Source organism: Deltaproteobacteria bacterium (assembly GCA_016219225.1).
In the GTDB taxonomy this organism is placed as follows: Bacteria; Desulfobacterota; RBG-13-43-22; order RBG-13-43-22; family RBG-13-43-22; genus RBG-13-43-22.
The window spans coordinates 1-11046 of record JACRBX010000229.1 but is presented as its reverse complement, the minus strand read 5'-3'; the positions used below and the strand labels follow the sequence as shown (position 1 = coordinate 11046).

The window sequence follows — 11046 nt, the reverse complement described above, 5'->3', positions numbered from 1 at the left end:
TGTTGCCTTTAACCCGGCTTTGTGGTAAAAAACAATTGTCGGGGCGTAGCGCAGCCTGGATAGCGCACCTGCCTTGGGCGCAGGGGGTCGGAGGTTCAAATCCTCTCGCCCCGACCAAATTTTAATTTGATTGGAAAGTCCGAAACTTCAGGTTAATAAGGTCAAAAGGAGGGATATCAATTATGATCCAAGAAACAGCCATGACCTTTAACGTCCTGATTAAGGAAGAAGAGGGGATTTTCATCGCTCATTGTTTGGAGTTGGATCTTGTAACGACTGCTACAAGCCTGGATCAAGTCCAAACAGATATTCTTGATGTTATCGGTGTTCAGGTGGACTATGCCTTTACAAATAACAACTTGGAATATCTTTATCATCCAGCGCCTCAGGAAGTGTGGAAGGAATTTTTTGAATGCCAGGAACAGTGGGAAAAGAAACACAAGATTACCCCCCCGTCTAAAGGAGAAACCGCTTCGAATATTTTTGTTCCTACCTGGATAATCGCTAAAACATGTAAACGAACCAGCCATTACCATGTCTAAGAGACCTCTGTCTCTAAGGGAACTTCTGCAACGCTTAAAACCCTTTGGGATAGAAATCCTCAGTAATCGCGGAAAGGGATCGGAAATTATCCTTCTCAAACCTATCGAAGCTGGTTCAAGAAAAGGCCCCCAATATTCGGTAAAGAATCATGGGCCTTCAACCGAAATTGCTCTTCCTGTAATAAATTCTATCCTTAGGCGTTTTGGAATTGAGAAAGATGTGTTTTGGGATTAGCCGATATCTTTGTTTCCTGATTTTTTTAACCCTTTGGTCCTGTTCATTCGGTTATGCCTTTCAAAATCCACCCATCGAACTGAAAAGAGTTCGAATACTCGATATCAATCAGGAGGCCTTTTCCTTCGAAGGGGTCATCGAGGTCTCCAATCCAAATGATATGAGCAGCCGGTTTTCCGGCTATCAATATCGATTAGACGTGGAAGGGCAGCGATTGGCAACCGGAGAATCGGATCAACCTTTTGAAGTCCCGGCTTTTGGGACTTTCACCATCGCCGTTCCAGCCACCATTAGGTTTCAGGACCTCCAGGCCTTAGGTAAAAAAGACCCTTTTAATAGAGATCTGGTTTATCTCCTTACGGGTAAGGTTTTATTGAATTCCTGGTTAGGGAAGATGTCCCTTCCTTTTTCCTTTGAGGGGACCTTCAATCTGGCCGACCTTCTGGTAGAAAAAACCCGCCGGTTTTTACAGGGGCTTTAGTTCGAAAATAGCATTCGTCTTCCAAGGAACCTATTTTTATGATTCATGGTGCCCTGTCAGGGCATGAGGCTTTAATATGGAACCGGCATCCAATTCCCCAACTACAACCCAGGTGGCCAAATCCGCCGGATCGGTAGGCATTGCTGTTTTTTTTAGCCGTATTTTGGGCTTGATCCGGGAACAGGTTATGGCCGTCCTGTTCGGGGCCGGAACCTATATGGATGCCTTTGTAGTGGCCTTCCGGGTCCCCAACCTGCTGCGGGATCTGTTTGCCGAAGGGGCCTTATCTGCCGCCTTTGTGACGGTCTTTACGGATTTTGATCAGAAAAAAGGATCCGAGGCTACCTGGCGGCTGGCCAACAATGTCCTGTTGACTCTTACCCTGCTCCTTTCCCTGATAACCATCCTGGGGATGATTTTTTCCGAAGAGATCATCCGGGTTATGGCCCCGGATTTTGATCGGGTTCAGGGTAAGATCGCCCTGACCCAGCTTTTAACCAATATCATGTTCCCTTTTCTGATTCTGATCTCCGTGGCGGCCGTAGTCATGGGGATATTGAATACCAAAGGTCTTTTTTTTATGCCGGCCATGGCCTCCACCTTTTTCAACTTGGGGTCTATTGTTGGAGGGGTCCTCTGCGCCTGGTGGGCGCCATCATTCGGGCAGCCGCCGATTGTCGGCATGGCGGTAGGGACCTTGATTGGCGGGTTTTTGCAATTAGCCATTCAAATGCCTTCCCTGAAGGGCTGCGGATTCAGATGGCAGCCCCATTTAAACCTGAAAGATGAAGGGCTGCGGCGGATCATGGTCCTGATGATTCCGGCGGTTATCGGGCTTTCAGCGACCCAGATCAATATTTTTATCAATACCAATTTTGCAGCCCGTTGTGCCGAAGGAAGTGTTTCCTGGCTAAACTACGCCTTCAGGCTGATGCAGTTTCCCATCGGTATCTTCGGGGTGGCCATTTCCATTGCCACCCTGCCGGTTATTTCCCGCCAGGCCTCCCAGGGGGATATGGGGGCCTTGAAATCCACCTATGTCTCTTCCTTGACCATGGCCTTTTTTTTGACTATTCCGGCCTCTTTCGGTCTGGCCTTTCTGGCCAAACCCATTATCCGTCTTATCTTTGAATACGGACGCTTCAATGCCCAGGATACCCTCCATACGGCCGAGGCCCTGTCCTATTATGCCATCGGGCTTTTTGCCTATTCTTCCATCAAGATCACCGTACCGGTTTTTTATGCCCTCAAGGATACCCGGTATCCGGTCATTGCCAGTTTCCTGGCCGTAATCACCAACATCATCGTCATTTCGATATTCCTGGACTCCTTTCAGCATAAGGCCATCGCCTTTTCCACTTCGGTCACCACCATCTTTAATTTTATTTTTTTGAGTACCGTGCTTTATAAGAAAGTGGGGGGGTATGACCTGCGATACCTTTTAAGTTCGTTGAGCAAGGTTATCCTGGCCTCCCTGCTTATGGGTTTATTGGCTTTCTATCTTTATCAGGGGCTTGGTCTGCTCCTGAATCAGAGAAGTCTTTTGAATCAAATAGTCTCTTTGTTCCTGGTCATTACCCTGGCCGGGTTAAGTTATTTTATTTTGATTCGCTGGATGGGGATTCAGGAAATAAATGAGGTGATGGGAAGCCTAAAAAAGCGGTTCTTGAAAAGCTAAATTTAGCTTGACCAATTTTTAGAAATCCATTAAAAAGAAGGGCAGGTGCCTGGGTGGCGGAACTGGTAGACGCAAGGGACTTAAAATCCCTCGGTCCTCGCGGCTGTACCGGTTCGATTCCGGTCCCAGGCACCAAAAAAGTAATAAAAAATAGGGACTTAAATGTTTTACCGGCTTTAAGTCCCTTTTCTTTTATGCGCGACCCCTTAAAATTTACCCCACTGGACAGGGCACAGGCCTGGCCCACTTTTTTAAAAACAGGTACTTATCCCGTTTTTTTCTACACACTGATCCCGTGAAAGAAATCGATCTCTACAATCCGGTGAAGCGGTTTCTGGAAGGCCAGGGGTATGAAGTCAAGGGCGAAATCCGGGAATGCGACGTGGTGGCGGTCCGAGGCACAGAAGATCCCGTCGTTGTCGAATTGAAACTCGCTTTCAGCCTCGATGTGCTCCTGCAGACGGTGAATCGTCTGAGCATTTCGTCGGTTGTCTACATCGGGATTCCCTCTTCCTGCCGGGCGTTCCGGAAGCGGCGCCGCCGTATCATCAAACTCCTAAGAATGCTGGGAATCGGCCTGATGCTGATTTTGACGAATTCAAAGCGCAGCCGGGTGGAGGTGGTGCTGGATCCCGGTGAATATCACCCCCGAATTCATCCGAAGCGGCGCGCGCAACTGCTCGGTGAATTCGAACAGCGGCGGGGCGATCCGATGCCGGGCGGCAGTGGCCGGCGGCGCGGAATGATGACGGCTTACCGGCAGAAGGCGATCCGGATTGCACAATACCTGACGAAAAATGGACCGACCAAGGCATCGGTTATCGCCCAGGCGATCGAGGAATCGGAGGTTCGGACGATTCTCTACCGGAATGTCTACGGATGGTTCGATCGACTGGGTAAGGGCGTCTATGGGATTTCACCGCGAGGAACGACCGACCTCGCCACTTGGAACGATTGCCCCTCTGTTTCATGAACCCTTGAAAGGTTGGCAATGAATCATTGGATTTTAATTTTACTGATTGTTGCAGGCTTGACCGTTGCGGGGTCATTCTTCATCTCCCGACAATCCCTGCTGTGGGTCAGTCTGTCGTTCTTGCGTCGCCTTAATCAATGGACCAGCCGGATACTTGATTCCATCAACCGTGATTGGAATTACAAATTTTTAGTCAAAGTCGGTAACCGATATTTCTTAAAAGGTTTTACCGGCACCCCTTTCCATCAGAGGCTGATTTTTTTTCCTTTCTGCCTTTGTCCTCCTGGATGCCCGGCACCGGTCGACCCTTCCCGGGGTATGCTTTGCCGGAGTGATTGTCCGGATTGTCAATTGGGCCGGGTACGAAAGGAAGCGTTGGGACTGGGATATGCCGGGGTGTATATTGTACCCAGCTCTCGTTATTTACGCCGGCCGGACCTGTTACCCAGCCATTTATTTATTAAGGAGAAGTTGGATCACCATAATGCGCGGGCTTTGTTAGGAGTCACCTGCTGTTGGTATTTAAAGACCAGACTGCTTTCGAGGTATTCTTTCAAAAAGGAGGGATATGTTTCCGAGCGGTCCGGCACCCGTTATGCATTGCAAGGGATTCTTTTGCCCCAACGCAAGTGTAGTAATGCCACGGTTGATTGGACAAAGGTCCATGACCGTTTGCGACTAAAGGTCTGATCAGTAATTTGGACCTGGGGGGGTTAGGACAGGTCAGGAGGATTGGTCCCCGGTTGTGATAACGTGCGATGGAAATCTAAAAAGGAGACCGGTATTAACATGCGATCAATCAGGGAAATTCTGGAATCTAAAAGTCTGGCCGTCATAGGGGCCTCCCGTGATTCGGCCAAGTCCGGGTCACAGCTTTTGCAGGTCCTTCGAAAAGTGGGGTATCAGGGAAAGTTTGCCGGTGTGAACCCTCGAGGTGGGGAAGTATTCGGCGTTCCCCTGCATAGGACAATCCAAGACATTCCCTTTGAAGTCGATCTAGCTGTAATGCATATCCCGCCAGGGTCTGTGCCCGCGGCCCTGTCTGAATGCGCCCGGAAGGGTGTCAAAGGCGTGGTCATTTCCTCGGAAGGCTTTGCTGAAACAGGGCCGGCGGGGGCAAAGCTCCAGGATCAGGTCCGGGATATCCTGAAGGCTTCCGGAATGAGAGGGTTTGGACCGAATACCCTGGGAATCGTCAATACGGCTACGGGTTTGACGACTTCTTATTTCGGTGATGTCCGTATGCTCCGGCCGGGACCTATCGGTTTTGCCGCCCAGTCGGGAATTTTTATCGGGGCCCTTCTGCGGTATTTAAGTTCCATGGAAGGACTCCAGTTATCCAAAGGGATCGGTCTGGGAAACAAGGTGGATGTCGACGAATCGGAGGCCCTGGCTTATCTTATGGAAGATGAACAGACCAAAATCATCGGCCTGTATTTGGAAGATATCCGTGACGGCCGGCGATTTCTGCAAATTGCCAAAGAAGCGGTCAGGCATAAACCTGTTTTGATCCTTAAGGGAGGGCGCACCCGGGAAGGAGCCAAATCAACGGCTTCCCATACGGCCAGTCTGGCCGTGAGCGATGGGATCTTTGACAGCGCCATGCGCCAGGCCGGGGTTCTGCGCCTGTCCGGGATTGATGAGTTCATCCGTACCCTAAGCGGTTTTATCAATATGCCTCTTCCCACCGGTCCGGAGTTGGCCTTCGTCACTTACAGCGGGGCCCAGGCGATTATGAGTATTGACACGGCCGTGGAAGAAGGTCTGGAGGTGGCCCGTTTTTCAGAGGCCACTCTGGGCAAGATCGGACGGATCATTGCCACACCCTCCAAAATGAAAAACCCCGTCGACATTTTTCCTGACATGATGACCCATGGCTTTGAAAAAACTTCTGTCGAAATTTTAAAGGCCTTGATGGAAGATGATCAGGTGAAGGGTGTCGTTTTTATCTCCTTTGCCATTTTTGGCATCGAACCCTACCTGCCGATCCTGGAGGCCTTTAAAGGACGGTGTTCCAAGCCCTTTTTCTTTTCCCTTATGGGATCAAGACAGGACCTGCAAATCTGCCAGCCCTTTTTTGAGAAAGAGGGATTTCCCTGTTATGATTTTCCGGAGATGGCGGTTCGGGTCTTTTCCCGGATGTGGCGTTATGCCCGCCGCCAGGTAAAGGACCGGGCCCTTGTATCTTGAAACCGGATAGGGAACCGATTTCAATAACCAAGAGGATTTGTGACGTTATCGGCTGTCAAACTTGAATCTTAGCTCCGGCCAGCAGATCCGCTTCTTTTATCAGAAAAAGGGCGTCTAAAAGAGCGGTTTGGAAGCTGCCGGGGCCTGAGGCCAGGGCAGCGGCCTTTTCACCGGCCAGACCGAAATAGGCCAGGGCGGTGGCAGCCGCCTCGAGGGGGTCCCGGTCAACGGCCAGGAAGGCCCCAATGAGCGCGGTGGCGGTGCAGCCCGTTCCGGTAACCTGACTCATCATCTCGTGTCCGTTCATTACCCGGAAGGTCCGCTTGCCGTCGGTAATCAGATCCACCGGACCGGTAATGGCCAGGGTGGTCGAAAGTTCCCTGGCCAGGGCCATGGCCGATTCCGTGGCCTGATCGACGGTGTGGACCGAGTCTACCCCCTTGGTGGCGGCCAGGGATTCGTCCCCGGCCAGGGAGAGGATCTCCGAGGCATTGCCCCGGATGACCCGGATGGACATTTCTTTAATGAGCCTTTTGGCGGTATCGGTGCGCAGTCTGGTGGCCCCGGAACCGACCGGATCCAGGATCACCGGGACCCCAAGGGCATTGGCCTTTTTCCCGGCCTTTAACATGGCTTCAATCCAGGGAGGACTCAAGGTGCCGATATTGAGCACCAGGGCTCCGGCATAAGAAACCATTTCTTCCACCTCTTCGGCGGCATGGGCCATGACCGGCGAGGCCCCGCAAGCCAGCAGGGCATTGGCGGTAGTGTTCATGACTACGTAGTTGGTAATGTTGTGCACCAGGGGTTTTCTCTCCCGAACAAGCCTTAAATTTTTGGCGGCCTTACCGGCCATCTCCTGATTGGTCATGTTGATCGTTTCTCCATTATGTAATATAATAACGTTCGGCGTTAAGCGTTCGGCGTTCGGCGAAACCCATTTTCATGATTCGTGGTGTTTAATCTCCCTCGCCTTTAGTCTATAACCCATAGCCCATTGCCTATAGCCTCTTTTATTCCTTATGTGCCCTAAAATGATCCCAGCCGGAAGGATTGGCTGGACGTCTTTGACCATCTGGAAGGACCAGGGTTAATTGGCCCGGAGTCTCGGTGATCCTGCCGACTTCCGTTAACGGTTCAGGAAAGGATTGTTCCGTCAGGGAACGGATAGCGGCGGCATCTTCCGGCCGGCAGGTGATAATCAATTCATAATCATCACTGTCGCCCAGAAAAAGATCGTAGGGGTCCCGGTTTAACCCGGCAGCCGCCTGTCGAAGCCCGGGGCTTAAGGGAAGGTTCTCTTTAAATATCTCGGCCCCGACGCTGCTCTCCTGACAGATATGGCCCAGATCACCCAGAAAGCCATCGCTGGTATCGATCATGGCCGTGGCCAGTCCGGCCTGGGCAATCGCTTCCCCCAATCGGGCCTGGTGAGAAGGGGTGTTATAGATTTTGACCAGGGGGTGCTCCAGGATTTCAGCGGCGTCCGGCGATTGAAGCAACAAGGCCAGGCCAGCCGCTGCCTGACCCGGATATCCGGTGACCAGTATCCAATCTCCCGGTTTGGCTCCGGAACGGCGCACCGATTTCCCCTGTTCCACCTCCCCTATAAGGGTGATGTCGATGAACATCCCGTTTCCCGATTGAGTCAGGTTGCCGCCGATGACCGAAGCGCCAAAGGGGTTCAGCTCCATGAGGAAGCCGCGGTATATCTCTTCGATATTCTGAACCAGACCTTCGGGCTTTAATCCCAGGGAGATAAGGGCATATAGGGGGTGGCCTCCCATGGCCCCGATGTCACTGATGTTGAGGGTCATGGCCCGGCGTCCTAAATTCAAAGGGGTAATATGGGCCGGCAGGTAGTGGCGGCCTTCCACCAGGGAATCACAAGTGACCAGGATTTCATAGCCCGGACGGGGTAGAAAGGCGGCCGTATCGTCTCCGATTCCCAGGGTGAGCCGTTCAGAAGGCAGGCCTTCTTTTTTCAGGAGATCGTTGATTCTCCCGATCAGGCCGAATTCCCCGATATCCGATATCCGTTGAGACATAGCCTGATCTTTTTCTTTAAATCCCTTCATGATTCGAAATTCGATATTCAAAATTCGATATTCGCATTATTGTCGAATCACCAGGCATCGAATGGCCTCGGCTGCCCCCCTGGGATCTTCCTGGCAGCAGACGGCCGAAATCACGGCAATACCATAGGCCCCGGCGCCGATCACCTGAAGGGTATTGCTTTTTGCGATGCCGCCGATAGCAATGACCGGTAAGGGGATTTCCCGGACTACCTGTGCCAGGAGATCCAATCCGCCGGCCGGGCCGGCATCTTCCTTGGAACTGGTCGGAAAAACGGGCCCAAAGCCGACATAGTCCGCGCCCTCCAGGAAACATTTACGGGCCTCTTCCAGGGTATTGGCCGAGCCGCCGATAACGACTTCTTTGCCCAGGATTTTTCTGGCCAGGGGAATGGGGAAGTCATCCTGCCCCAGATGAATACCATTGGCTTGAGAGGCCAGGGCAACGTCCAGACGATCATTGACAATAAAGGTCACCCCGGCCTCACGGCATAAGGCCTGCATTTCCCGGGCGATTCGAATCATCTCCCGGGTGGGCCCGCTCTTCCAGCGAAACTGGATGGTATCGGCCCCCCCGGCAATAGCCAGTTCGGCCAGTTCCAAATGGGAAAAGCGGGGTTGAAGGACCGTATCGGTCAGTACGTGAAATCTTCCGATCTTTTTCATGTTAGTGCGAAAATAACCTTCAGGGGTCAGGGTTCTGGGGTCAGGGGTCGGCCAAAGTCCGTCGTTAGTTGAACCCATTGAACCTTGAATCCATTTTTAGGCTTCATGGTGCCCCCAAAGGCATAAGGATTTAATATCCCTGTAAAATAAAAATTTACAGGACCGATTGAAGTTCTATGGTAAAAATGAGCACCGCATTGGGGCCGATATTCGGCCCGGCACCCCGTTCGCCGTAAGCCAGTTTCGAGGGGATAAACAACTGCCACTTGGAGCCGGTTTTCATCAATTGGAGTGCTTCGGTCCAGCCGGGGATTACTCCGTTGACCGGAAAGGTGGCCGGTTCTCCCCGTTTGTAAGAACTGTCGAATTCGGTACCATCGATCAGGGTGCCTTGATAATGGCAGGTCACCTTGTCGGTGGGTTTAGGTGTTTTGCCGGTCCCTTCTTTAATGATCTTGTATTGCAAACCGCTGGGCAGGGTTTTTACCCCCTCCTTTTTTTTGTTTGCGACCAGGAAGGCTTCCCCCTCTTTTTTGTTTTTTTCACCGGCTGCCTTCATCTTCTCGGTTTGTTTGGCAACCATTTCCTTTTGGAAGGCGGCTGCGACCGTCCGCATCTCTTCTTCGGAAAGCTGGGGTTTGGTCCCTGAGAAGGCATCCCTAAAACCCTTTAAAAAGTTTTCCAGGTCAATATCGGCCGGCAACTGTTTCATGTTCTTACCCACATTGATCCCCAGGGTGTAACTCAGTTTGTCCTTCTGACTTTTCAGGGCTCCGCTATCGGCGGCCAGGACCTGGGTCCCGAAAAGCAAAATCCCCACTACGGCTATCCATTTCAATTTCATATAGACTCCCTTTACCCGTATTGGTCCGCCTTCATAGACAGACCTGCACTGCAACTGTTCTATAAGTTATCATTTTTCGGGAAATTTGTCAAATCAGGTCACGAAATAGAGCTGATGCATGACTTTAAGTTTTCGGGCGAAACCAAAAGGGGCCGGTTTTGCCGATTTCCTTTAGGGTGCTCAACATTTCCCGGGCATAATCCCGGCTATGGGAGAGCCAGTCTTTGTCCAGACGCCTTCGGAAATAATTACCTGAAAAGAGTTTGACCAGGTCGGCCAGGGGAATTATCCCTTCGCCGGTTTCGGGATCGAATCGGGCCCAGTTGCGCACATGCTCTTCCGACCGGAAGAAGTTCATGGTACTTCAGGCAAAAGGGGCATCTTCAAACCATTTCCAAAAGGGGACGGCCACATAGGCCGATAACTCCCGGGGCTCGGCCTGGATTATTTTCCCGTCTTGAATTTGTGCCTGGATCGGTAACCCGCAATCCAGGCAGGGCGTATCAATTTGAACGATCTTCCCGGGGAAAAGCCAGCAGACCGCCAGCGATTCAAAGGCTCACTGACCGAACCATTTCTGTTGCCCGTCGATGGTGATCCGGTACTGGGTGGGAAGATTGTTGAAGGGTGCAAAAGAAGCGATTAGATCGGTCCTGGGGAAAAGCCAGCCGGGCACCCTCCCGGAAAGCAATTCATGGAGGACCTGGCGCCCTTCTTCCATGGAGACCCCGAGCTCAGCGGCGATCTCCGTATAAAAGGGGGCCTGTCCGGTTTCGATCATTTTTTTCAAAATGAAGTGAAAGGTTTCTTCGAGCATTTTCTGTTCCGCCATTTTTGTTTCCTCCTCTTAAAAGATTTGATTCAATCCTTAAGCCGATTTTTCTGCCTACTGATTCTACATAGATCTCCAAGGAATGAAAATAAAAATCTCCTTGCCTGAAAATTGATCTAAGAGGTATACTGATTCGAAAAGGCTATAGGCGATAGGCTATGGGCGAGGGGCGAGGGGATTAAGACCCACGAAGCATGAAAAAAGGTTTAAGGTCCAAGGTCCAAGGTCTAAGGTCCGAAGTGTTTCACATGAAACTTGCATCTTGAAACTTGATAGTATAGGAAATTCCTTTTTTGGACGCAGATCGAAGCAGATTGCCAAGATTTTGAATATAAAGAATGATGAATTCGTAAAAAGCTATGAAACGCCGCATTGCGGCGCTGTATCAGAAAATAACTCCAGAGCTAAGCCCCCGGCTACGCCGGGGAGAGTTGAAAAAGCTATGCTGTAGTATTTAATAAAAAAGCTCCTTTGCGTAGGATAGCCGTGGACTGTTTCCGTGGCTGATCCGTACGAAAGGAGCAAAAGGT

General features: G+C 51.2%; 12 protein-coding genes and 2 tRNA genes. 8 read left to right on the top strand and 6 right to left on the bottom strand.

The features are described from left to right. Positions 1-39 precede the first annotated feature (39 nt). The 8 genes from HY879_19330 (at position 40) to HY879_19295 (ending at position 6099) form a co-directional block, all read left to right on the top strand. Positions 40-117, top strand: a tRNA-Pro gene (locus HY879_19330). 65 nt (positions 118-182) lie between these two features. Next, a complete protein-coding gene (locus HY879_19325) occupies positions 183-542 on the top strand; it encodes a hypothetical protein (GenBank protein MBI5605488.1) in 360 nt (119 codons plus the stop codon). Between the two features lie 218 nt (positions 543-760). Then, a complete protein-coding gene (locus tag HY879_19320; GenBank protein ID MBI5605487.1) occupies positions 761-1258 on the top strand; it encodes an LEA type 2 family protein in 498 nt (165 codons plus the stop codon). A 76-nt stretch (positions 1259-1334) separates the two neighbouring features. Further along, a complete protein-coding gene (murJ, locus tag HY879_19315; protein ID MBI5605486.1) occupies positions 1335-2936 on the top strand; it encodes a murein biosynthesis integral membrane protein MurJ in 1602 nt (533 codons plus the stop codon). Between the two features lie 47 nt (positions 2937-2983). Then, positions 2984-3071: transfer RNA gene (locus HY879_19310), tRNA-Leu, on the top strand. A gap of 160 nt (positions 3072-3231) precedes the next feature. Further along, on the top strand, positions 3232-3909 hold the full coding sequence (locus HY879_19305; protein MBI5605485.1) for a hypothetical protein: 678 nt from the start codon (positions 3232-3234) through the stop codon (positions 3907-3909). Positions 3910-3927: 18 nt separating this feature from the next. Continuing rightward, positions 3928-4599 carry a DUF116 domain-containing protein gene (locus HY879_19300; protein MBI5605484.1) on the top strand — a complete coding sequence of 224 codons (672 nt, stop codon included), beginning with the start codon at positions 3928-3930 and terminating at the stop codon, positions 4597-4599. Positions 4600-4698: 99 nt separating this feature from the next. Further along, positions 4699-6099 (top strand): CoA-binding protein, encoded by a 1401-nt coding sequence (locus tag HY879_19295; GenBank protein ID MBI5605483.1) that lies wholly within the window; start codon positions 4699-4701, stop codon positions 6097-6099. Between the two features lie 55 nt (positions 6100-6154). On the opposite strand, the gene thiM is transcribed toward HY879_19295, so the two are convergent. From thiM to HY879_19265, 6 genes are all read right to left on the bottom strand, one after another. After that, a complete protein-coding gene (thiM, locus tag HY879_19290) occupies positions 6155-6970 on the bottom strand; it encodes a hydroxyethylthiazole kinase (protein ID MBI5605482.1) in 816 nt (271 codons plus the stop codon). A gap of 142 nt (positions 6971-7112) precedes the next feature. Further along, complete coding sequence (gene thiL, locus HY879_19285; protein MBI5605481.1) at positions 7113-8198, bottom strand: thiamine-phosphate kinase; 1086 nt, start codon at positions 8196-8198, stop codon at positions 7113-7115. Positions 8199-8213: 15 nt separating this feature from the next. Next, positions 8214-8840 (bottom strand): thiamine phosphate synthase, encoded by a 627-nt coding sequence (gene thiE / locus HY879_19280; GenBank protein MBI5605480.1) that lies wholly within the window; start codon positions 8838-8840, stop codon positions 8214-8216. A gap of 154 nt (positions 8841-8994) precedes the next feature. Further along, on the bottom strand, positions 8995-9684 hold the full coding sequence (locus HY879_19275; protein ID MBI5605479.1) for an FKBP-type peptidyl-prolyl cis-trans isomerase: 690 nt from the start codon (positions 9682-9684) through the stop codon (positions 8995-8997). Between the two features lie 124 nt (positions 9685-9808). After that, entirely contained in the window at positions 9809-10042 is a 234-nt protein-coding gene (locus HY879_19270) for a hypothetical protein (protein MBI5605478.1), read from the bottom strand. A 201-nt stretch (positions 10043-10243) separates the two neighbouring features. Then, positions 10244-10516 (bottom strand): hypothetical protein, encoded by a 273-nt coding sequence (locus HY879_19265; GenBank protein MBI5605477.1) that lies wholly within the window; start codon positions 10514-10516, stop codon positions 10244-10246. Positions 10517-11046: the final 530 nt, after the last annotated feature.

Coding starts and splice junctions, on each gene's coding strand:
- HY879_19325 (MBI5605488.1), top strand. CDS start 183: ATGATCCAAGAAACAGCCATGACCTTTAACGTCCTGATTAAGGAAGAA.
- HY879_19320 (MBI5605487.1), top strand. CDS start 761: ATGTGTTTTGGGATTAGCCGATATCTTTGTTTCCTGATTTTTTTAACC.
- murJ (MBI5605486.1), top strand. CDS start 1,335: ATGGAACCGGCATCCAATTCCCCAACTACAACCCAGGTGGCCAAATCC.
- HY879_19300 (MBI5605484.1), top strand. CDS start 3,928: ATGAATCATTGGATTTTAATTTTACTGATTGTTGCAGGCTTGACCGTT.
- HY879_19295 (MBI5605483.1), top strand. CDS start 4,699: ATGCGATCAATCAGGGAAATTCTGGAATCTAAAAGTCTGGCCGTCATA.
- thiM (MBI5605482.1), bottom strand. CDS start 6,970: ATGACCAATCAGGAGATGGCCGGTAAGGCCGCCAAAAATTTAAGGCTT.
- thiE (MBI5605480.1), bottom strand. CDS start 8,840: ATGAAAAAGATCGGAAGATTTCACGTACTGACCGATACGGTCCTTCAA.
- HY879_19275 (MBI5605479.1), bottom strand. CDS start 9,684: ATGAAATTGAAATGGATAGCCGTAGTGGGGATTTTGCTTTTCGGGACC.
- HY879_19270 (MBI5605478.1), bottom strand. CDS start 10,042: ATGAACTTCTTCCGGTCGGAAGAGCATGTGCGCAACTGGGCCCGATTC.
- HY879_19265 (MBI5605477.1), bottom strand. CDS start 10,516: ATGGCGGAACAGAAAATGCTCGAAGAAACCTTTCACTTCATTTTGAAA.